The sequence below is a fragment of the Sinomonas sp. T428B genome (assembly GCF_056780155.1).
The window spans coordinates 1,010,440-1,030,152 of sequence record NZ_JBRAZR010000001.1 but is presented as its reverse complement, the minus strand read 5'-3'; the positions used below and the strand labels follow the sequence as shown (position 1 = coordinate 1,030,152).

Sequence of the window (19,713 nt, the reverse complement as noted above, 5' to 3'; positions counted from 1 at the left end):
GGCGCACCATGCCGACACTCGAAGCCCACGTGGCACCGGGCGGGGTCTCGCCCGCCCGGGCCGCGGCCCCGCCCGTGAGGGGCGCACGACGGCGGCGGGCCGGGCGGGAGCGCCTCGTCCAGGCCCTCTTCCTCGCCCCCGCGGGCCTCTACCTCGCGCTGTTCTTCGGCTACCCCGTGGTCAAGAACGTCCTCATGAGCCTGCAGGAGTACACGACCCGGACCTTCTTCACGGGCGAGGCCCCGTGGGTCGGGCTCGCGAACTACGCCACCGCCATCGGCTCGAACCTCTTCGGGCCGGCGATGCTCAACACGGCCCTGTTCACGGTCGGCTCGATCGCGGGGCAGTTCGCGATCGGCCTGGCCCTGGCCTCGTTCTTCCGGAAGCGCTTCCCGCTCAGCGGGTTCCTGCGCTCGATGCTCCTGCTGCCGTGGCTCCTGCCGCTCATCGTCTCGAGCGCCACGTGGCGCTCGATCCTGGACCAGGACAGCGGGGTCCTCAACGGCTTCCTCCGCGGAATCGGGCTCATCTCCGAGCCGATCCCGTGGCTCACGAGCCCCTCGGTGGCGCTCATCGCCGTCGTGCTCGTGAACATCTGGGTGGGCATCCCCTTCAACGTGACCATCCTCTACGGCGGCCTGCAGGAGATCCCCGAGGAGCTCTACGAGGCCGGGGCCATGGACGGCGCGACGGGCTGGAAGGCGTTCTGGCACATCACGTGGCCCAACCTGCGGCCCGTGGTGAGCGTGGTCCTCGTCCTCGGCGTGGTCTACACGCTCAAGGTCCTGGACATCATCCTCGGCCTGACCAACGGCGGGCCCGCCAACGCGACCCAGACCCTCGCCGTGCGCTCGTATCAGGAGTCGTTCGTGAACTTCCAGTTCGGCGTCGGCGCGGCCTTCTCCAACATCCTGATCCTGATCTCGCTCGTGTTCGCGGTGGTCTACCTCCGCCTCAACCGGCGCGCGGTCGACGAGTAGGGGGCCCACCATGACTGCACTGACCAGCACGCCCGGCCGCGCGCCGTCGTCCGCCTCCCCGGCCCCCTCCCCGTCCACGGCGAGAAGGCGCGCCGACCGGCCCAAACTGGGGCACACCGCCGTCGGCATCCTGTTCCTGGCCGTGATGCTGTTCCCGGTCTACTGGATGGTCAACGCGTCCCTCCAGCCCTCGGGCAACACGCTCACCGCTGACTTCCTGCCGCTCAACCCGAGCTTCGAGGGGTACGAGCGGGCGATCGCCCAGCAGGGGCCGAACCTCGTCACGAGCCTGCTCATCTCGCTCGGGACGGTCGCGTTCAGCCTCGCCGTCGCGGCCCCGGCCGCGTACATGCTCGCGCAGATCCGCTCGCGCTGGATCGGCGTCGCGCTGCTCGCGATCCTGATCTCGCAGATGATCCCCGGGATCGTCATCGCGAACGCGCTCTACGCGGCCTACAACGACCTCGGCCTGCTCAACTCGATCCCCGGGCTCATCCTCGCCGACGCGACGCACGCGATCCCGTTCGTCATCCTCATCCTGCGGGCGTTCATGATGCGCATCCCGCCGAGCATCGTCGAGGCCGCGAGGGTCGACGGCGCGGGGCTGGTCCGCGCGTTCGCCTCGATCGTGCTGCCCGTGAGCCGCAACTCGCTCATCACGGCGGGCCTGTTCGCCTTCCTCTTCTCGTGGAGCGACTTCCTCTTCGCGCTCACGCTCACGACGACGGAGGCCGTGCGGCCCGTGACCCTCGGCATCTACACCTACCTCGGCACGCAGGTCTCCAACTGGAGCGCCGTCATGGCCACGGCCGTGCTCTCCTCGCTGCCGGCCATCGTGCTGCTCGTCCTCGCGCAGAAGTACATCGCGGCCGGCGCCACGGGAGGCTCGGTCAAGTGATGCACGACGGCGCCCCCTCACCTCTTCGAACAAAGGAACCTTCCATGACCCAGAACCATGTGCCCCTGCGCGTCACCGTGTGGGGCGAGAACCGCCACGAGCAGGTCCAGCCCCGCGTCGCCGAGATCTACCCGGACGGCATGCACACCACGATCCGGGAGGGCATCGAGGAGAACCTCGGCTCCCGGGCCGTCGTGACCACCGTGACCCTCGACGACCCCGAGCACGGGCTCACCGAGGAGAAGCTGCGCACCACCGACGTCCTCGTCTGGTGGGGGCACGCCGCCCACGCCGAGGTCGCTGACGAGGTGGTCGAGCGGGTGCACCGGCACGTGCTCGCCGGGATGGGCCTCGTGGTGCTGCACTCGGGACACTGGTCCAAGATCTTCGGCAAGCTCATGGGCACCACGTGCACGCTGCGCTGGCGCTCCGAGCGGGACCGCGAGATCGTCTGGACCGTCGACCCGACGCACCCCATCGCCCAGGGCGTGCCGCACCCGTTCATCATTCCCGAGCAGGAGATGTACGGGGAGCACTTCGACATCCCGGCCCCGGACGAGCTCATCTTCCTCAGCACGTTCTCCGGCGGCGAGGTGTTCCGCAGCGGGTGCACGTTCAGGCGCGGCTACGGGAAGATCTTCTACTTCAGCCCCGGCGACCAGGACTACCCGGTGTACTACCACAGGGACGTCCGGCGGGTGATCGCGAACGGGGTCGAGTGGGCGAAGACGCTGCGGCCCGAGCGGACGGACCCCGTGCTGCTGCGGTACGAGACCGAGGACTTCTACACTGGACACGGCTACCAGGGGGCGATGGCGAATTGAGCTTCGCGACTCTCTCCTCCCCCGGGCCCATCCGAGTGGTCCAGGTCGGCGCCGGCGGGATGGGCCGGGCGTGGCTCAGGCTCCTCGGGACGTCCGACGACGTCGAGCTCGTCGGCGTCGTCGACCTCAACCCGGCCGCGGCGCACGCGGCGCTGGCCGACCTCGGGCTCGCTGGGATCCCGGTCGGGACGAGCCTGACCGAGCTGGCCCGCGAGACCCGGCCCGACGCCGTCGTCAACGTGACGATCCCGGCCGCGCACCATCCCGTGAATGTCGAGGCGCACGGGCTCGGCCTGCCGGTGCTGTGCGAGAAGCCCGCGGCCCCGACGGTGGCGGAGGCGCTCTCGCTCGCGGCCGTCGCCGAGGCGAGCGGCCAGCTGCTCATGATCAGCCAGTCGCGGCGATACTTCAACGCGCTCGCGGCGTTCCGGGCGCACGCGCAGCGGCTCGGCGAGATCGGCGTTCTGACCTGCGACTTCTTCAAGGCCCCGCACTTCGGCGGGTTCCGCGAGGAGATGGCGCACGTGCTGCTCGTGGACATGGCGATCCATGCGTTCGACGCCGCGCGGTACGTCCTCGGCCAGGACCCCGTGTCCGTGTACTGCGAGGAGTTCAACCCGGGCTGGAGCTGGTACGCCGACGGCGCGGCCGCGACCGCCGTGTTCGAGATGGCCGGCGGGGCGCGGTTCGCCTACACCGGCAGCTGGTGCGCCGACGGGCTCGAGACCTCGTGGAACGGGTCGTGGCGGGTCAACGGGGCCGGCGGCACGGCGGTGTGGGACGGGGCGTCGGCGCCGGTCGTCGAGTTCGCCGCGGGTGCGGGGCCCGCGGACGACGGCGGGCTGTTGGGTTCGGTGGTCGAGTCGCCGGCCGACGCGCCGGAGGAGATCGCCGGGGCGCTCGCCGAGTTCGTGCACGCGCTGCGCACGGGCGAGACGCCGTCGGGCGAGATCCACGAGAACGTCCTGAGCCTGGCCATGGTCGAGGCCGCCGTCCGGTCCTCGGAGACGGGGCAGCGCGTGCTCATCGCGGACGTCCTCGAGGAGGCCCGGTTGGAGGCGCTCGCGGCGGAGCGGATCCCGGCGGCGCGGGAGATCCTCGCGGTCCAGCCGGCCAGGCCGAGCTGGGCGGCGAAGGCCGCGGTGTCGTAGCAGCGATCCTTGTCTGCCGGCGTAGATGCCCCGATTCTGTTAGTGCGGGGGCCGACGGAGGCGAGGCGGGTGGTCCATGGAACGGAGTCTCAGCCTCGCCGGGGCCACGGTGACAGTCCTGGGCTCGGTGCTCTTCATCGTCGCGGCGTTCCTGCCGATCTCGTTCCGGGTCTTCCCCGAGACGTCTCCGGCCAGGAAGCTGGCGAGCATCGAGGCCGCGCTCGGCCAGTGGCAGGCGGCGCAGGTCCTGTTCGGCGCCGGCGCGGTGGTCACCGTGCTCGGCATCGCCCTCTACGCGATGTCCGTGCGCGGGCAGGCCTTCGCCCCGCTCGTCTGGACGAGCGTGGCCCTGCTGGCTCTGGCAGTCATCCCCTGGCTGTGGCACGTCGCCGCCCGGGCCGCGGATCCTGAGCGGTTCGCCCAGGGCCGGTCCCCCACGTGGGCCTACCTCGCGTCCTTCCTCGTCACGGAAGCGGGCCTTGCCGCCCTCGGCGTGGCGCTGCTGTCCTCGCCGCTTCCGGCCTGGCTCGGCTGGGCCCTCATCGTCTACGTGGCCGTCCTCGCCGTCCTCACCCTGATCTTCCGCGACATGCCCCCGTTCGCGTTCTACCTTGCGACGCTCGTTGTCGGGGTGGTCCTGCTGTTCCGGTCCGGGACGTCGTCCGCCTGATCGGCGCTCGTAGCCTCACGCTTGAGCGGAGTCGAATCCGCGCCAGGTTTCGACTCCGCTCGGCCAGCTACTGCCTCCAGCGGTACCTATCGTCACCGGGCGCCTTGGTGCAGTACACAGCCAGTCCCGTTGAGGTGTAACCAGTGGATCCAGCCAATGATGCCTTGCAGAAGGCTCCCGGCGTCACGCCCGTCGCTGGTGCGGGAGCCGGCGCTGGTGCGGCCGGGGCCGGAGCGGGAGCCACAGGGGCCGGAGCGGGAGCCTCAGGGGCCGGGGCGGGAGCGACGGGGGCGGGAGCCACAGGTGCTGGCACCTGCTGCTGCTGCGATTGCTGAGCAGCCTTCTCTGCCGCCGCCTTTTCAGCGGCGAGATCGGCCTCGAGCCTGTCGGCGTCCGCCTTCTTCATCCAGACGCTCTGCCCCGACCGATTGGTGATGCAGGTCAGGTCTACTCCCGCAAGCGCATACCGCTCGCCCAGGCTCGTGCAGGCGTCTCCATCCTCATGGAGCGGGACGAGCACCGTAGCCGTCGCCGTGGGGCATCCAACACCTGCAGTCTGCGACGCCGTCGAACTAGCGACCGTTGGCCGCGATGATGGGCTCGACGCTGTCGCCTTGACTGTGACGGTGGTCGTCGGCGTGGGCGTCGGGCAGCTCTGCGGCGTCGCCGATGCCGAGGGCGATACGGTTGCCCCCACCTTTCCGGCCGGGTTGGATGGAGCGGTCGCGGCCACCGCAATGGTGGAAGCTACAAAAGTCGCGAAGGCCGCTCCCATGAGCCCGAGCGCGATCCGCTTGCCCGAGTTCCTTCTGAACAGGAGGCGGAACAACCCGAAGGCAAAAACGACGATCGCAGCGAGCCACAGCACGACTGGGGCCATAACAAGCAGGACCACGCCCACAACGACCGCGGCAATAATCATCCATATCCGGCGACGAAAGCCCCTGCTGCCGTCTGCGGTTGGGACCTTGAAAACACTATTCATTTTCGATCTTTCCCCCATGGTGCTGCTGGAGCGCAGCACGAGATGCGAGAAAGATATCGACCGCTGTCAGCCGGGACAAATTCGGTAGCGGGCTTGCCTATTTATGGCGACCCAGGATTCTCGCTTCTGTCCTCATCTGCCGCGACCCCCAGCCCGGCTCAACTCCCGTCGGCGGCCTCCCACGCGTCGACCCCTGCGAGCAGCTCGTCCTGCCGCTCCTGCGGGGCGAAGCTCGCCGTGATCGAGTTGCGGCCGAGCGCCGCCACCTCGCCGCGGGAGAGGCCGAACTGCTCGGCGACCGCCTGGAGGTTCTGGCCAGCATAGCCGCCGAAGTACGCCGGGTCGTCGGAGTTGACGGTCACGTGCAGGCCCGCGCGGAGCATCTCCGGCAGCGGATGCACTGCGAGCGTGTCGACGGCGCGCAGCCGCACGTTGGAGAACGGGCACACCGTGAGCGGGATGCGGTGCGCGACGAGGTGCTTCACGAGCTCTGGGTCCTCGAGCGAGCGGATGCCGTGGTCGATCCGCTCGGCGCCGAGGTCCCGCAGCGCGCCCCAGACGTACTCGGGGCCGCCCTCCTCCCCCGCGTGCGCAACGGCGTGCAGCCCGAGCTCGCGGGCCTCGGCGTAGATCGCGGCGAACTTCCCCGGCGGGTTGCCCACCTCGGCGGAGTCGAGGCCGACGCCGACGATCCCCGCCAGGTCCTTCTTCGCCTCGGCCCACACGGCCTCGGCCGCCTCGACGGGCTCGTCGCGGAGGAAGGAGAGGATGAGCGAGCCCGACACGCCCAGGCGGGCGGCGTCGTCGACCGCGTCCCTCAGCCCGCCCACGACGTCTGCGTACGCCACCCCGCGGGAGGTGTGCGCCTGGGCATCGAAGAACAGCTCGGCGTGCCGGACGCCCTCCGCGGCCGCGCGCTCGAAGTACGCCGCGGCGAGGTCGCGGAAGTCCTCGCGCGTGCGCAGGACGTCCATGCACGCGTAGTAGAGGTCGAGGAACGACTGCAGGTCCGTGAACGAGTACGCCGCCCGCAGCTCCTCGACGGAGCCGAACGGCAGCGTGATGCCGTTGCGGGCGGCGAGCTCGAACGCGAGCTCGGGCTCGAGCGTGCCCTCGATGTGCAGGTGCAGTTCGGCCTTGGGCAGGAGCAGGGCGTCGTCGGTCATGGCCACTACCCTCGCACAGGTCCGGTCCGGCGGCCCGCGGCGCCTCGCGCGCTCAGCCGCCGTTGACCGAGAAGAGCTCCGCCCCGGCCTCGACCGCACCCTCCGCGAGCGGCGTCGTCGTGCCCGGCTTGGTGTCGAGGACGACGACGGGGCTCACCATCGAGTAGCCGGCCGCGAGCGCGGGGGCCGGGTCGACGCGCATGACGACCGCGCCGGCGTCGACCGTGTCCCCCTTCGCGGCGAGCAGCTCGAAGCCCTCGCCCTGGAGCTTCACGGTGTCGATCCCGACGTGCGTGAGCACGCCGCGCCCCGAGGCGTCGACGACGACGAACGCGTGCGGGAGCAGCTTGACGATCTGCCCGGCCACCGGCGAGACAACCTCGAAGGACTCGCCCGCGGGCGGCTCGACGGCGGCGCCGGAGCCGACCATCTCCGCCGAGAAGACGGGGTCGGGGACCTGACCGATGGGGACCGCGGTGCCGGCCATCGGGGCGCGGACGATGAGCGCCTGCGCCATCAGAGGAGGTCCTCGATGTCCTCGGCGAGGGTGTCGGCCTCGGGGCCGACGATGACCTGGACGGCCGAGCCCGCGGCGAGCACGCCGTGCGCTCCGGCGGCCTTGAGCGCGCCCTCGTCCACGAGGGACGCGTCCTTGACCTCGGTCCGCAGGCGCGTGATGCACGCCTCGACCTCGACGATGTTGGCGGCGCCACCGAGGCCGGCGACGATCTTCTCTGCCTTCGACATGGCATGTCCTCTCTGACGGTGCTGCTTCGACCAGCCGGTCCGTGCGACCAGTGTGGAGCGTCCGACCCGTGCGGGCCATCCCTTGACATCGGGTCGTGGGGCCGATCACACTGAACTGGTCATAACCAGACAGTACCGGCTAGGACCGGCACTGCACAAGACCCCCAGACTCCATCCGACCCCCGCAAAGGTGCACCCCATGTCGACTGACACGACGGCCCAGGCGCCGGAGAAGAAGCCCAACGTCGTCTTCTCCACCCTCCAGCGGCTCGGCCGCACACTCATGCTCCCCATCGCGGTCCTGCCCGCGGCCGGCATCCTCCTTCGGCTCGGCCAGGCGGACCTGCTCGGCGCCATCCCGGGCTTCGCCCAAGGCGCCGCAGTCATCTCCGCCGCGGGCAACGCGGTGTTCCAGTGGCTGCCGCTCATCTTCGCCGTCGGCATCGCGATCGGCTGGGCCAAGAAGGCGGACGGCTCCACGGCCCTGGCCGCCGTCGTGGGCTACATGGTGATCGACGGCGTCTTCAAGGCCATGTCCCCCATCGTCCTCGCCGACCAGCTCGACCCGACCGGCAAGCCCGCCGTCATCAACTACGGCGTCCTCGCCGGCATCATCGTGGGCCTGTTCTCCGCGAGCCTGTGGCAGCGGTTCTACCGGACCAAGCTGCCGGACTTCCTCGGCTTCTTCTCCGGCCGCCGCCTCGTCCCGATCCTGACCTCGGTCACAAGCCTCGTCGTCGGCGTCGTCATGTCCCTGCTCTACCCGCTCTTCAACGCCGCGCTCTCGTGGGTCGGCCAGGCCGTGGCCGCGAACGCCGTCGTGGGCGGCGGGGTGTACGGCTTCGCGAACCGCATGCTCATCCCGGCCGGCCTGCACCACATCCTCAACTCCGTGGTCTGGTTCCTCATCGGCGACTTCACCGGCCCCGACGGCCAGCTCGTCCGCGGCGACCTCAACCGCTTCTTCGCCGGCGACCCGAGCGCGGGCCTGTTCATGACCGGCTTCTTCCCGATCATGATGTTCGGCCTCCCTGCCGCGGCGTTCGCGATCTGGCGGCACGCGAAGAAGTCCCAGCGCAAGATCGTCGGCGGCATCATGCTCTCCACCGCCCTCACCGCGTTCCTCACCGGCATCACCGAGCCGCTCGAGTACTCCTTCATGTTCGTCGCGTTCCCGCTCTACGTGGTCCACGCCGTCCTGACCGGCACGTCCCTGGCCCTCGTCAACGCGCTCGACATCCACCACGGCTTCACCTTCTCGGCGGGACTGATCGACTTCGTGCTGAACTTCGGCAAGGCCGAGAACGCGTGGCTCCTGATCCCGATCGGCCTCGGCTACGCGGTCATCTACTACTTCCTCTTCAGCTTCGTCATCAAGCGCTGGAACCTCCGCACCCCCGGCCGCGAGGACGACGAGGTCAGCGTCGAGACCGAGCCCGCGAAGTAGCCCTTCTCCCTCTCTCTCGTCCCGCCCTCCCTCCCTAGCGCACGACGGCGAGCACCCGCCGTCGTGCGCCCCTCACCGCGCGCTTCACGCGCGCCCCCTGACCCAGCACGAGAAAGCAGCCGCATGGAGATCATCGTCCTGCCCGACCCCGACGCCGTGGCCCGCACGGCCGCCGACATCATCGAGGAGCGCCTCCGCCGCGGCCCCGCCGTCCTCGGCCTCGCGACCGGCTCGACCCCGCTCGGGACGTACCGTGAGCTCATCCGGCGGCACCGCGAGGAGGGGCTGAGCTTCGCCGACGCGCAGGGCTTCCCGCTCGACGAGTACGTGGGGCTGCCGGCCACGCACCCGGAGTCGTACCGCTCGGTGATCCGGCGCGAGATCGCGGACCACGTCGACTTCGCCCCCGGGGCCGTGCACGGGCTCGACGGCGAGGCCCCGGACCCGGCCGCGGAGGCCGAGCGGTACGAGCGGGCCATCGCCGAGGCCGGCGGCGTGGACGTGCAGATCCTGGGCATCGGCACAGACGGGCACATCGGGTTCAACGAGCCGATGTCCTCGCTCGCCTCGCGCACGCGGATCAAGACCCTCACGGCGCAGACGCGGCGGGACAACGCGCGCTTCTTCTCGAGTCCGGACAAGGTGCCCGAGCACGTCCTCACGCAGGGCCTCGGGACGATCATGGAGGCCCGTCACGTGATCCTCATCGGGCTCGGGGAGGCCAAGGCGGAGGCGATCGCGGCCGCCGTGGAGGGGCCGGTCGCGGCGCTGTGCCCGGCGTCGGTGCTGCAGCTGCACCCGCACGTCACGGTCCTGGTGGACGAGCCGGCCGCCGCACGGCTCGCGCACACGGCGTACTACCAGCACACGTTCGGCCGGAAGCCGGCGTGGCAGGGGTTCTGAGGGCCTCCGAGGCACAGACGGCACCTGCGAGCATGACGGCGGCGCTCGAGTTCGCGGTCGAGTCCGCGGCCGGGGTGCGTGTCGCCCTGGCCGCCGGCGCGGACCGGGTGGAGCTCTGCTCCGCCCTCGCCGAGACCGGCGGCATCACTCCCAGTGGCGGGATGATCCAGCAGGCCTACGAGCAGGGGCTGCCGGTCCATGTGCTCATCCGGCCCCGGCCCGGCGGCTTCGTCTACACCCGCGAGGAGCTGGACGTCGTCGAACGCGACGTCGTGGCGGCGTTGCGGGCGGGGGCGGCCGGCGTCGTGATCGGCGCCCTGGCGGACGACGGCGGGCCGGATGCTGCGGCGCTCGGCCGGCTTGTCGCCGTCGTCCGTGCTGAGAAGCCAGGCGCGGAGGTGACCTTCCACCGCGCGTTCGACGCCGCGCTGTCCGCGGGGGCGGACCCTGCTGAGGCGCTGGAGCGGCTCGCGCGGGCCGGCGTCGACCGCGTCCTCACCAGCGGCGGGGCGCCGGACTGCGGCCAGGGCCTCGCGGCGCTTCGGCGGCTCGTCGGGCTGGGCCGGCTGCACGCGCCGGGGCTGCAGGTCATGGCCGGAGGCGGGGTCACCGCGGGCCTCGTGCCGGAGCTCGTGGATGCCGGCGTGCATGCCGTGCACGCGTCGGCACGCGGGGCCTCGGGCGTGATCGATCCGGCGGTCGCCGGGGGGATCGCTGCCGCGGTGCACCACGTGCCCGCATCCGGCCGGTAGCCCCGCTGCTCCTACCTCTACGGCACCGTGGTTTCGGAACTGGGGGGCGTGGCGGCCGCATAGGAGACCACGGCGCGTGCTGCGCTCTGGACGGCGGCTCGGGTCTGCGGCTGGGAGACGAGCCACATGGTCATCTCGAGGGACAAGCCCGCGACCGGGCGCCAGCGCCATTCCGGCAGCTGGCGCTCTGCCGTGTGCCGGCTGATGAGCACGGCATCCGCATCCACAGCCTCGGCACTTGCGCGCGCATGCTCGACGAACTGGCCGAACTGCCACATCGGCTGGATTCCGGCGTCGAGTGCGGCGCGCAGAATGCCCTCCTGCTGCGTCGGCACCTGCTCCCTCGAGTGGACGAGTACCCGCAACCCGTCCAGGGCCGCCACCGTCGGCGCCTCCTCGGCATCGAGCCGCGAGCCCGGCCGCACGGCGAGGCCGAATGGCTCGCGGTGGAGGGTCCAGGACGAGTATTCGGTCGGCGGTTGCTGGTGCACGAGCGCGAGGTCCTGCCGCCCCTCGCGCAGCATCCGCAGCTGGACGGAGCTGTTGGCCTCGATGAGCGTCGGCGCGCATGCCGGCGCCCCCTCCTTGAGTTCGCGCACGAGCCCAAGCAGCCAGTCCGGGGGCGTCCCAGGCGGAATCCCGAGCGAGACGACCTCGCGCGCCGGCTGGCCCTCCGCGAGAACCTCGGCGGTCGCCTCCTCGAGGGCGATGATCCTGCGCGCATGGTCCAAGAGAGCGTGCCCCGACGGAGTGAGCGCGACGCCCCGCGCCGTCCTCGTCAGGAGGTCGTGGCCGAGCTGCCGCTCGAGGGCCTGCAGCTGCCGGCTGAGTGATGGCTGGGAGACCAGGAGCCGATCCGCGGCCCGGTTGATCGATCCCTCTTCGGCGATCGCGATGAAGTAGTGCAGCTGCCTCAGTTCCATGCCAACTCCCCTTTCCTATGCATCCAGAGCATAACGGGACTGCCTGAGAAGTCTTGGACGGGTTCCGTGACGGGCGTCTCTAATGGAGGTCTGGGTAGTGAAACCCGCCCAGGTTGGAAGCTCAGACCTAGGAGATCCATGAAGCTTGGCCTCTATTCAGCTTGCACGCCGTCCCTCACCCCAAGGGAGGTGATCGCCGTCGCGGCTGGAGCGGGGTATTCGGGAATCGAATGGCGGATTTCGGACGAGGTCGGCGGCGCCGGGACCCCCGACTTCCTCACGAACAACCGGTGCACGATCCGCCCAGACGAGGCCGAGATCGCCCGCCTCTGCAGAGCCACCCGCGACGCCAGCCTTGAGGTCATCTCGCTCGCGCCGTATATCGAGGCTGGCGACACCGGCGCCGTCAGCCGCATCATGGCCGCCGCGAGCGCGAACGGCGTTCCCGCAGTGCGCTTGCGCGCTCCGTGGATGGGGCCGGAGGGATTCCACCGCCTCTTCGACGATGGCAGGGCCTTCTTCGACCACGTCGCGGCGCTGGCCGAGCGGCATCAGGTCCAGGGCCAGCTCGAGATCCACCAGCGGTCGATCTGCCCGAGCGCCTCCCTCGCGCAGCAGCTCGTCGGCCACCTGCCGCCCGAGCTCGTCGGGGTGATCTACGACGTCGGGAATCTCATCGTCGAGGGCTACGAGGACCACGAGATGGCCCTGCAGATCCTCGGCCCCCGGCTCAGCCACGTGCACATGAAGAATGCCGCGTTCTTCCCCACGCCCGACCGCGGGCCCTGGAGGCACCACTGGACCGAGATCGACAACGGCATCGCCGACGTCGACCGCGTCCTGACCCTGCTGGCGTCCTCCGGCTACACCGGGTGGATCGCTGTCGAAGACTTCAGCACCTCCCGCCCCGACCCAGAGAAGCTCGCCTTCGACGCCGACTACCTGCGCGGGAAGGCCGCCTTCTCCGACCACATCACTCAGGCAGCCTGACACGACCAGCCCAAGGACCTCCATGCTCACCCAGCACCACTCCCCCGTCGCGCTCGTCACCGGGGGCGCCGGGGCCCTCGGCTCCGCGATCGCCCGCAGGTTCGCCGAGAACGGCGACACCGTACTCGTCCTCGACGCCGCCGCGGAGGCCGCAGAGGCGACGGCACGCTCGATCGCCGAGACGACGGGCGCGCGGACCGAGGCGGTCGTCGTCGACCTCGCGGACAACGCCGCGATCCAGCGCGCGATCAGCACCGTCGCCGACCGCTACGGCCGGCTCGACCGCCTCGTCAACAACGCCGCCTACAACCCGAAGTCCGGGCTCGTGGAGACCGACCCGCAGCACTGGGACACCGCGATGGCGGTCAATCTCAAAGCCCCGATGTCCCTGTGCCAGGCCGCCCTGCCGATCTGGCGCAGCACCCGGAGCGGGAGCATCGTCAACATCACCTCCCGCACCTGGCTTGCCGGGGGCCCCACGGCATATGTGACCTCGAAGGCGGGCGTCGTCGGCCTGACCCGGTCGCTCGCCGTCGAGCTCGGACCCCTCGGAGTGACGGCGAACGCCGTCGCCCCCAGCATGGTCGCCACCCCCTTCACACGCGGCGGCCGAAGCGAGGAGGAGTTCGCCGCCCTCACTGAACGCCACACGCGGATGTCGGCCCTCGGCCGGCTGGCGACCGCGGAGGACATCGTCAACGCCGTCGACTTCCTGGCGAGCTGGAGAGCCTCCTTCATCACCGGGGAGGTCCTCCACGTCTGCGGCGGCGCCCAGCTCGCCGCCGCCCCCTGACCCTGCCGTGCCATGCCGTTAGTAGCACCCGCCTTCCGACTCCCCGATCATCGAAGAGGATGACCATGACCCCCACCCAAACAGACAGGACCGACATGACGCCCACGCGGGAGCAGACCAGGATGGCCCGACGGGCCGCCCTGGGCAGCTTCCTGGGCAGCACCGTCGAGTACTACGACTTCTTCGTCTACGGCACCGCAGCCGCGCTTCTGTTCAACAAGCTGTTCTTCCCCTCGGCCGACGGAACCGCCGCCATGCTCGCCTCGCTCGCGACCTTCGGCGCGGCCTACATCGCCCGTCCCGCAGGGGCACTGCTCTTCGGCCACCTCGGCGACCGGATGGGCCGCAAGAACGTCCTCCTCGCGACACTCCTGCTCATGGGCGCATCGACATTCCTCATCGGCCTCCTGCCGACCTTCAGCGCCATCGGGCCGCTGGCGCCGGCGCTCCTCGTCCTCTGCCGCCTCATGCAGGGCATCTCCGCCGGCGGGGAGCAGGTCGGCGCGAGCCTCCTGACCATGGAGCACGCCCCCGCCCAGCGTCGCGGCTTCTACACGAGCTGGCTGCTCAACGGGGCGGCCATGGGCTCGCTCCTGGCCACCGCCGTCTTCATCCCGATCGGCGCCCTGCCGCCCGAGCACCTGGAAACCTGGGGCTGGCGCGTCCCGTTCCTGCTCAGCTTCGTCATGGTGTTCGCGACGCTCATCGTCCGCCGTGGCGTCGACGAGTCGCCCGAGTTCGCCCAGGCCAAGGAGACTCGCCACATCACCAAGCTCCCACTTGCGAGCATCCTCCGGACCCAGTCCCGCGCCGTCGTGACGGTCTTCGTCGCAGCCTTCACGATCGTCATCTCGACCGTCGTCATCGTCTTCGGCCTCTCCTACGCGACGCAGATCCATGGCGTCGACCGGCCAACGATGCTGGCCGCGCTGTCCATCAGCCAGATCGTCGCGCTCATCTTCCACCCGCTCTTCGGATCTCTCGCAGACCGAATCGGCTTCAAGACGGTCTACGTCACCGGCAGTGTCCTGTGCGCAGTGGGCGTCTTTGGATTCCTCGGCGCCATCACGACAGGGAACGCGTTCCTCATCGTTGCGGCGACGATCGTGCTCAAGGGCATCCTCTACGCCGCGCCGAATGCGCTCTGGCCCTCCTTCTTCGCTCAGATGTTCACGCCCGAGGTGCGCTACACCGGCGTCGCCGTAGCAACCCAGCTCAGCTTCCTCCTCACGGGCTTCGCGCCGACGCTCTGCTACGCGCTTCTGGGCGAGAGCGACAACTGGATCCTGACGGCGACGGCTATCGCAGCGACCTGCCTCCTGGCGGCCACCGCCGCCGCCCTCTCCCGAAAGGCGCCCGCCCTCGCCACAGCACGCGTCTAGTGCAAGGAATTCCACCACGACGACGCCCGGCCTCCTCGATCGGAGGCCGGGCGTCCGCTCCTGCTCGGAATGCCGTGCCCGGATCGCCTGGGCGAAGCGTGTCGCACCCGACCCGCCGGGTCCGGAGCGCCATGACGAGCAGGGGCGGACAGGCCCCGCTCGGTCAGCCGCGCCGAATGGCCCGGACGACGGCGTCATGCAGGGTCACGGCGTGCCCGCACTGGTTCGGCGCGGGCGGGCCGCAGGCCGTCGAGTTCATCAGCCTCTTCGGCCCGCGCGGCGAGCGGGTCCACGTCGGCGAGCTCGGCGAGTAGCCAGGCGCGACGCCGGCCCAGCCCTCCGAGGGCATAGCGAATGCCCGGCCTCCGCGCTCGGAGGCCGGGCGTCCGCTCCTGCTCATCATGGGCGGGCGGGGCCCCGTGAGGGCGGCGTGTCGCACCCTGACCCGCCGGGCTCAGCCGCCATGGCGAGCAGGAGCGGACGCCTCAATGCCTCCGAGCGGCCTGAGAGAAGCTCACTCACACGCGATGCCGTCGTTGTCGCGGTCAAGACCCGCACGGTATCCGGGCTGCCCGACGTAGATAGGCGCGGCGCCGGCCGCCCGCGCGGCAGAGCAGTTCTCGTAGTAGGCGCTGCCCTGAGCCGGAGGCTGCTGGACGGCCGGGGGCGGCGCCTGCTGGGCGAGCCTAGCCGCCTCCGCCTCCGCGGCCTTGCGTTGCGCCTCCGCCTCGGCGGCCTGGCGCTGCGCCTCCGCCTCCGCGGCCTTGCGTTGCGCCTCCGCCTCCGCGGCCTTGCGTTGCGCCTCCGCGTCAGCCGCTCGCTGGGCCGTGAGCTGTTCTGCCGCCGCTCGTGCCATCCACACGGCACGACCGGTGGCGGCCTCGATGCAGGTGAGGTCGGCACCGGCCAGGGTGTAGCGGCTGCCGATCGTGTCGCATGCGTCGCCGTCGGCAAACAGCGGCACGATGACAGTCCTGACGGCCGTCGGGCACGCGCCCGTCGGCGCCGGCGTCTTCGTGGCTGTGGGCGAGGCGCCCACCGGCGCCGCCTTGACGGTCTCAGTGACTGTCGGCGTCGGCGATGGACAGCTCGGCGTCGCAGTCGGCGAGGCGGACGCCGACGAGGTCGCCAGCGATGATGTGCTCGATGCGGGAGACGCGCACCCCGTCACCGCCAGCACGGCGACCCCCAGGACAAACGCGGATGGCCGAACGCCCATGGTCATGATGTCTCCTACCCCCCATGGCCTCTCTGGAGCGGAAGGCCCAGTAGCACGGGACTCTAGGGGGCATATCGAGTATCTCGAAAGCCTTTATTAACTCTCGCTTGCGTGACTGATTGGAAGAAGAGCTGTCCACAGGCTTCCGCCAAACCCCGGCCGAGTCGGTCGCCGGCGCCCCTTACCCAGGCGTCAGCGCCCGAGGCTGGCAGGCTCGGTCTGGGCGCCCTCGGTCTCAGCATCCGCCGCCCGCTGGCCCCCGGCCTCAGCCCCAACCCGGGCGGATGCCCGCGCGGCCCTGGCGGCGAGCACGAGGACGGCCAGCCCGGCGAGGGTGATGCCGGCGCCGATCCAGATCAGCGAGGTGTAGCCGAGGCCCGCGCTGATGCCGAGCCCGCCGGCCCACGCACCAAGGGCGCTGCCGAGGTTGAAGGCACCGGTGTTCGCGCCCGAGGCCAGCGTCGGGGCGTGCGAGGCGAAGTGCATGATGCGGGACTGCAGGCCCGGGACCGTCCCGAAGCCGAAGCCGCCCATGAGGAACAGCGCGACGACCGTGGGGGGCTGGCTCCCGGCCGTGGCGGCGAAGAGCACCAGGACGGCGAGCAGGGCAGTGATGAACCCGGCGAGCGTCCGGTCCACGTCCCGGTCCGCGAGCCGCCCGCCGGCCCAGTTCCCCGCGAAGAGCCCGAGGCCGAAGAGCACGAGCAGCCACGGCACGGCAGATGCCTCACTCAGGGTATAGGCGACGTACGTGAAGGCGCCGAACATGCCGCCATAGCCGAGCACGGTGATGGCGAGCGAGAGCCAGACCTGGTCCGAGCGGAAGGCGCCGAGCTCGTGCGCCAGCCCGGGCCCGCCGTCGTGCTCGTGGATGCCGGCGTGCATGCCGTGCACGCGTCGGCACGCGGGGCCTCGGGCGTCATCGATCCGGCCGTCGCGGCGGGGATCCGGGCCGCCCTCGGGGGTTCCTCGCCCAGGCCGCTCCGGCCCGACGCCATCTCGGCTAATGGTGGAAGTACGGGATGATGAGGTACACGCCGAGGAGGACGGCTGCCCCGGAAAGGGTGTAGCACGCCCGGGACGCTGCGGCGAGTGCGCGGCCCCCGTGCTGGCGCGCAGGGTCCCTGCCCTCCGCGCCCAGCCGTACGCCGAGTGCGAAGAGCAGCACCGTGCTCCCGGCGCCGAGGAGGGTCGATGCGCCGACCATGAAGAACGCTCCCCAGGCGTTCATTGGGCGGCTTCCCTCTCGCGTGAGCGCTTGAGGCGCGCTGGGAACCTCACGGCCTCGCCCGCCTCCCGGACCTCGACGACGTTGCGGTGCCCGACGGGCCTGCGGCGGTTCAGCAGGAACATCAAGGTGATGGCCGCGAGAGCGCACACAGCGGCGGTCACGACCCCGGCGGGCCCGAGACCCAACACGATGACGGCGAGCCCACCGACGATCGCAGAGGCTGGGAGCGTGAGGACCCACCCCAAGGTGATGCGCCCGGCGGTGCCCCAATAGATCGAGGTGCCGTGGCGGCCGAGGCCCGAGCCGATGACCGAGCCGCTCGCGACGTGGGTGGTCGAGAGCGCGAAGCCGAGGTGGGAGGAGGCGAGGATGGCCGCGGCCGTGCTCGCCTCCGCCGCGAAGCCCTGGGCCGGCCGGACCTCGGTCAGCCCTGTGCCAACCGTGCGGATGATCCGCCAGCCCCCTGCGTAGGTGCCGAGTGCGATCGCCACCGCGCAGACGGTGATGACCCACCACTGCGGGTCGCTGCCAGGGGCCTGCACGCCGCCGGAGATGAGCACGAGCGTGACGATGCCCATGGTCTTCTGGGCATCATTCGTGCCGTGCGAGAGCGCGACAAGACTTGAGGTGAACAGCTGCCCCACGCGGAAGGCGGCCCGGCCCTGGTGGCGCTTCTGCCCCGTCTGGGCATCGCGGCGCGCCGTGAGCGCGTACGCGAGCCGGGTACAGGCCAACGCCGTGGCGCTCGCGACGAGCGGGGCGGCCACGGCGGGGATGATGACCTTCGAGACGACGGTGGCAAAGTCCACCGAGTTCGGGCCGATGCCCACGACCGCCGCGCCGATGAGGCCCCCGAACAGGGCATGGGACGAGCTCGACGGCATGCCTCGCAGCCACGTGAGCATGTTCCACATGACCGCGCCGATGAGCCCGGCGAAGATGATCTCCGGGGTGATGTGCACGCCGTCGACGCCCTCGCGGATGATCCCGCCCGAGACGGTCTTGGCGACCTCGTTCGAGAGGAACGCGCCCACGAGGTTCAGCAGCGCCGCGAGGGCGACGGCTTTGCGGGGCGTGATCGCGCCGGTGGCGATGGGTGTCGCCATCGCGTTCGCGGTGTCGTGGAAGCCGTTCGTGAAGTCGAAGAAGAGCGCGAGTGCGATGACCAGCGCCATCATGGGGACGATGTCCACCCGGGATCCTCCTCATCCTTCTTCGGACCATGCCCAATGTCCCACGGTCGCTCGCGCACGGCACGCGTACCCGCCACTCGAATCCAGAGCGTCCCACCACCTGCCATCGCGGCCCGAGTACTCACCCATCGAGCAGCCCTTAGCGCACCCTGCCCGCACCGACCTCAGCGCACGACGCCGGCAGGCTCGGTCCGGGCGCTGCCCGCCGCCTGCTCAGCCCCGACCAGGGCGGATGCCCGCGCGGTCCGGGCCGCGATGACGAGGACGGCCAGCCCGGCGAGGGTGATGCCGGCGCCGATCCAGATCGGCGAGGTGTAGCCGAGGCCCGCGCTGATGCCGAGCCCGCCGGCCCATGCGCCGAGGGCGTTGCCGAGGTTGAAGGCGCCGATGTTCGCGCCCGAGGCCAGCGTCGGGGCGTGCGAGGCGAAGTGCATGATGCGGGACTGCAGGCCGGGGACGGTCCCGAAGCCGAAGCCGCCCATGAGGAAGAGCGCGACGATCGTGGCCGGCTGGCTCGCCGCGGTGGCGGCGAAGACGACGAGCACGGCGAGCAGGGCAGCGATGAACCCGGCGAGCGTCCGGTCCACGTCGCGGTCGGCGAGCCGCCCGCCGGCCCAGTTCCCCGCGAAGAGCCCGAGGCCGAAGAGCACGAGCAGCCACGGCACGGCCGATGCGTCGAAGCCGCTGACCTCGGTCAGGGTGTAGGCGATGTACGTGAAGGCGCCGAACATGCCGCCGTAGCCGAGCACGGTCACGGCGAGCGAGAGCCAGACCTGGCCCGAGCGGAAGGCGCCGAGCTCGCGCGCGAGGCCGGGCCCGCCGTCGTGCGCGCGGTCCGCCGGCACGAGAGCGAGGATCCCGACGAGGGCGAGGACGCCGATCGCGACGATGCCCCAGAACGTCGAGCGCCAGCCGAGCTCCTGACCGAGGAAGGTGCCGAAGGGCACGCCCAGGACGTTCGCGGCCGTGAGCCCGGTGAACATGAAGGCGACGGCGCGGGCCTTGCGGGCCGGGTCGACGAGGCCCGCGGCCACGACCGCGCCGATGCCGAAGAATGCGCCGTGGCACAGCGCCGCGACGATCCGCCCGGCGAGCATCGAGCCGTAGTCGAGCGCGAGGGCGGAGAGCGCGTTGCCGGCGATGAAGAGGCCGAGGAGGGCCATGAGCACGGGCTTGCGGGGCCAGCGGGACGTCGCGGCGGTCACGCCGAGCGCGCCGACCACGACGGTGAGGGCGTAGCCCGAGATGAGCCAGCCCGCGGCCGCCTCGTCGACCGCGAAGTCGCGGGCGACGTCGGGCAGCAGGCCCATGATGACGAATTCGGTGAGCCCGATGCCGAACGCACCGAGGGACAGGGCAATGAGGCCGAGTGGCACGAGGGATCTCCTGCTAGACTTGGATTAGTTGCAGACGCGGCATATTGCGCTGCTGGAGTAGATAGTTGCACACGCAAATACTA

At 70.8% G+C, this 19,713-nt stretch carries 21 protein-coding genes and 1 pseudogene; 13 read left to right on the top strand and 9 right to left on the bottom strand.

Features of this window, described 5'->3' with window-relative positions:
• The first annotated feature begins 8 nt into the window (after nt 1-8).
• The 6 genes from ACUYMY_RS04820 to ACUYMY_RS04795 all read left to right on the top strand — a co-directional run bounded on the left by ACUYMY_RS04820 (nt 9) and on the right by ACUYMY_RS04795 (nt 5,596).
• Complete coding sequence (locus ACUYMY_RS04820; RefSeq protein WP_481702486.1) at nt 9-980, top strand: carbohydrate ABC transporter permease; 972 nt, start codon at nt 9-11, stop codon at nt 978-980.
• Between the two features lie 10 nt (nt 981-990).
• Nucleotides 991-1,878 (top strand): carbohydrate ABC transporter permease, encoded by an 888-nt coding sequence (locus ACUYMY_RS04815; RefSeq protein WP_481702485.1) that lies wholly within the window; start codon nt 991-993, stop codon nt 1,876-1,878.
• A 44-nt stretch (nt 1,879-1,922) separates the two neighbouring features.
• Nucleotides 1,923-2,702 (top strand): ThuA domain-containing protein, encoded by a 780-nt coding sequence (locus ACUYMY_RS04810; RefSeq protein ID WP_481702484.1) that lies wholly within the window; start codon nt 1,923-1,925, stop codon nt 2,700-2,702.
• The gene (locus tag ACUYMY_RS04805; protein WP_481702483.1) at nt 2,699-3,853 is read left to right on the top strand and encodes a Gfo/Idh/MocA family protein; all 1,155 of its coding nucleotides are present in this window, start codon (nt 2,699-2,701) and stop codon (nt 3,851-3,853) included. The genes ACUYMY_RS04810 and ACUYMY_RS04805 overlap by 4 nt, the downstream gene beginning before the upstream one ends.
• Nucleotides 3,854-3,929: 76 nt before the next feature.
• Nucleotides 3,930-4,523 carry a hypothetical protein gene (locus ACUYMY_RS04800; RefSeq protein ID WP_481702482.1) on the top strand — a complete coding sequence of 198 codons (594 nt, stop codon included), beginning with the start codon at nt 3,930-3,932 and terminating at the stop codon, nt 4,521-4,523.
• Nucleotides 4,524-5,137: 614 nt separating this feature from the next.
• The gene (locus ACUYMY_RS04795; RefSeq protein ID WP_481702481.1) at nt 5,138-5,596 is read left to right on the top strand and encodes a hypothetical protein; all 459 of its coding nucleotides are present in this window, start codon (nt 5,138-5,140) and stop codon (nt 5,594-5,596) included.
• A gap of 70 nt (nt 5,597-5,666) precedes the next feature.
• On the opposite strand, the gene ACUYMY_RS04790 is transcribed toward ACUYMY_RS04795, so the two are convergent.
• From ACUYMY_RS04790 to ACUYMY_RS04780, 3 genes are read right to left on the bottom strand one after another with little or no spacing between them, the layout of a single operon-like run.
• Nucleotides 5,667-6,674 carry an adenosine deaminase gene (locus ACUYMY_RS04790; RefSeq protein ID WP_481702480.1) on the bottom strand — a complete coding sequence of 336 codons (1,008 nt, stop codon included), beginning with the start codon at nt 6,672-6,674 and terminating at the stop codon, nt 5,667-5,669.
• Nucleotides 6,675-6,726: 52 nt separating this feature from the next.
• A complete protein-coding gene (locus ACUYMY_RS04785; protein WP_481702479.1) occupies nt 6,727-7,191 on the bottom strand; it encodes a PTS sugar transporter subunit IIA in 465 nt (154 codons plus the stop codon).
• Nucleotides 7,191-7,421, bottom strand: a complete 231-nt coding sequence (locus tag ACUYMY_RS04780; RefSeq protein ID WP_481702478.1) for a PTS sugar transporter subunit IIB — start codon at nt 7,419-7,421, stop codon at nt 7,191-7,193. The genes ACUYMY_RS04785 and ACUYMY_RS04780 overlap by 1 nt, the downstream gene beginning before the upstream one ends.
• Before the next feature lie 199 nt (nt 7,422-7,620).
• On the opposite strand from ACUYMY_RS04780, the gene ACUYMY_RS04775 reads away from it, so the two are divergent.
• From ACUYMY_RS04775 to ACUYMY_RS04765, 3 genes are all read left to right on the top strand, one after another.
• Entirely contained in the window at nt 7,621-8,868 is a 1,248-nt protein-coding gene (locus tag ACUYMY_RS04775; RefSeq protein WP_481702477.1) for a PTS transporter subunit EIIC, read from the top strand.
• A gap of 123 nt (nt 8,869-8,991) precedes the next feature.
• Complete coding sequence (gene nagB, locus ACUYMY_RS04770) at nt 8,992-9,771, top strand: glucosamine-6-phosphate deaminase (RefSeq protein WP_481702476.1); 780 nt, start codon at nt 8,992-8,994, stop codon at nt 9,769-9,771.
• Nucleotides 9,772-9,803: 32 nt separating this feature from the next.
• Nucleotides 9,804-10,523: a copper homeostasis protein CutC gene (locus ACUYMY_RS04765; RefSeq protein WP_481702475.1), complete on the top strand. Its 720-nt coding sequence runs from the start codon at nt 9,804-9,806 to the stop codon at nt 10,521-10,523.
• Between the two features lie 17 nt (nt 10,524-10,540).
• Here ACUYMY_RS04765 and ACUYMY_RS04760 read toward each other — a convergent pair whose 3' ends face one another.
• Nucleotides 10,541-11,446 (bottom strand): LysR family transcriptional regulator, encoded by a 906-nt coding sequence (locus ACUYMY_RS04760; RefSeq protein WP_481702474.1) that lies wholly within the window; start codon nt 11,444-11,446, stop codon nt 10,541-10,543.
• A gap of 138 nt (nt 11,447-11,584) precedes the next feature.
• On the opposite strand from ACUYMY_RS04760, the gene ACUYMY_RS04755 reads away from it, so the two are divergent.
• The 4 genes from ACUYMY_RS04755 (at nt 11,585) to ACUYMY_RS04740 (ending at nt 14,925) form a co-directional block, all read left to right on the top strand.
• Nucleotides 11,585-12,436, top strand: coding sequence for a sugar phosphate isomerase/epimerase family protein (locus ACUYMY_RS04755; protein WP_481702473.1), 852 nt, complete (start codon nt 11,585-11,587; stop codon nt 12,434-12,436).
• A 22-nt stretch (nt 12,437-12,458) separates the two neighbouring features.
• Entirely contained in the window at nt 12,459-13,229 is a 771-nt protein-coding gene (locus tag ACUYMY_RS04750; RefSeq protein ID WP_481702472.1) for an SDR family NAD(P)-dependent oxidoreductase, read from the top strand.
• A gap of 65 nt (nt 13,230-13,294) precedes the next feature.
• A complete protein-coding gene (locus ACUYMY_RS04745; protein ID WP_481702471.1) occupies nt 13,295-14,611 on the top strand; it encodes an MFS transporter in 1,317 nt (438 codons plus the stop codon).
• A 176-nt stretch (nt 14,612-14,787) separates the two neighbouring features.
• Nucleotides 14,788-14,925, top strand: coding sequence for a hypothetical protein (locus ACUYMY_RS04740; RefSeq protein WP_481702470.1), 138 nt, complete (start codon nt 14,788-14,790; stop codon nt 14,923-14,925).
• Between the two features lie 200 nt (nt 14,926-15,125).
• Here the strand turns inward: ACUYMY_RS04740 and ACUYMY_RS04735 are convergent, their stop codons facing one another.
• From ACUYMY_RS04735 to ACUYMY_RS04715, 5 genes and pseudogenes are all read right to left on the bottom strand, one after another.
• Nucleotides 15,126-15,650 (bottom strand): excalibur calcium-binding domain-containing protein, encoded by a 525-nt coding sequence (locus ACUYMY_RS04735; protein ID WP_481702469.1) that lies wholly within the window; start codon nt 15,648-15,650, stop codon nt 15,126-15,128.
• 372 nt (nt 15,651-16,022) lie between these two features.
• Nucleotides 16,023-16,679 (bottom strand): annotated as a pseudogene (locus ACUYMY_RS04730) (MFS transporter); the annotation flags it as partial.
• Between the two features lie 154 nt (nt 16,680-16,833).
• The gene (locus ACUYMY_RS04725; RefSeq protein ID WP_481702468.1) at nt 16,834-17,061 is read right to left on the bottom strand and encodes a hypothetical protein; all 228 of its coding nucleotides are present in this window, start codon (nt 17,059-17,061) and stop codon (nt 16,834-16,836) included.
• Nucleotides 17,058-18,254 (bottom strand): inorganic phosphate transporter, encoded by a 1,197-nt coding sequence (locus ACUYMY_RS04720; RefSeq protein ID WP_481702467.1) that lies wholly within the window; start codon nt 18,252-18,254, stop codon nt 17,058-17,060. Before ACUYMY_RS04720 ends, ACUYMY_RS04725 begins: the two co-directional genes overlap by 4 nt.
• A 164-nt stretch (nt 18,255-18,418) precedes the next feature.
• The gene (locus ACUYMY_RS04715; protein ID WP_481702466.1) at nt 18,419-19,630 is read right to left on the bottom strand and encodes an MFS transporter; all 1,212 of its coding nucleotides are present in this window, start codon (nt 19,628-19,630) and stop codon (nt 18,419-18,421) included.
• Between the last annotated feature and the right edge of the window lie 83 nt (nt 19,631-19,713).

Coding starts and splice junctions, on each gene's coding strand:
- ACUYMY_RS04815 (WP_481702485.1), top strand. CDS start 991: ATGACTGCACTGACCAGCACGCCCGGCCGCGCGCCGTCGTCCGCCTCC.
- ACUYMY_RS04820 (WP_481702486.1), top strand. CDS start 9: ATGCCGACACTCGAAGCCCACGTGGCACCGGGCGGGGTCTCGCCCGCC.
- ACUYMY_RS04745 (WP_481702471.1), top strand. CDS start 13,295: ATGACCCCCACCCAAACAGACAGGACCGACATGACGCCCACGCGGGAG.
- ACUYMY_RS04750 (WP_481702472.1), top strand. CDS start 12,459: ATGCTCACCCAGCACCACTCCCCCGTCGCGCTCGTCACCGGGGGCGCC.
- ACUYMY_RS04765 (WP_481702475.1), top strand. CDS start 9,804: ATGACGGCGGCGCTCGAGTTCGCGGTCGAGTCCGCGGCCGGGGTGCGT.
- ACUYMY_RS04740 (WP_481702470.1), top strand. CDS start 14,788: ATGGCCCGGACGACGGCGTCATGCAGGGTCACGGCGTGCCCGCACTGG.
- ACUYMY_RS04755 (WP_481702473.1), top strand. CDS start 11,585: ATGAAGCTTGGCCTCTATTCAGCTTGCACGCCGTCCCTCACCCCAAGG.
- ACUYMY_RS04780 (WP_481702478.1), bottom strand. CDS start 7,421: ATGTCGAAGGCAGAGAAGATCGTCGCCGGCCTCGGTGGCGCCGCCAAC.
- ACUYMY_RS04775 (WP_481702477.1), top strand. CDS start 7,621: ATGTCGACTGACACGACGGCCCAGGCGCCGGAGAAGAAGCCCAACGTC.
- nagB (WP_481702476.1), top strand. CDS start 8,992: ATGGAGATCATCGTCCTGCCCGACCCCGACGCCGTGGCCCGCACGGCC.
- ACUYMY_RS04810 (WP_481702484.1), top strand. CDS start 1,923: ATGACCCAGAACCATGTGCCCCTGCGCGTCACCGTGTGGGGCGAGAAC.
- ACUYMY_RS04800 (WP_481702482.1), top strand. CDS start 3,930: ATGGAACGGAGTCTCAGCCTCGCCGGGGCCACGGTGACAGTCCTGGGC.
- ACUYMY_RS04790 (WP_481702480.1), bottom strand. CDS start 6,674: ATGACCGACGACGCCCTGCTCCTGCCCAAGGCCGAACTGCACCTGCAC.
- ACUYMY_RS04785 (WP_481702479.1), bottom strand. CDS start 7,191: ATGGCGCAGGCGCTCATCGTCCGCGCCCCGATGGCCGGCACCGCGGTC.
- ACUYMY_RS04725 (WP_481702468.1), bottom strand. CDS start 17,061: ATGAACGCCTGGGGAGCGTTCTTCATGGTCGGCGCATCGACCCTCCTC.
- ACUYMY_RS04760 (WP_481702474.1), bottom strand. CDS start 11,446: ATGGAACTGAGGCAGCTGCACTACTTCATCGCGATCGCCGAAGAGGGA.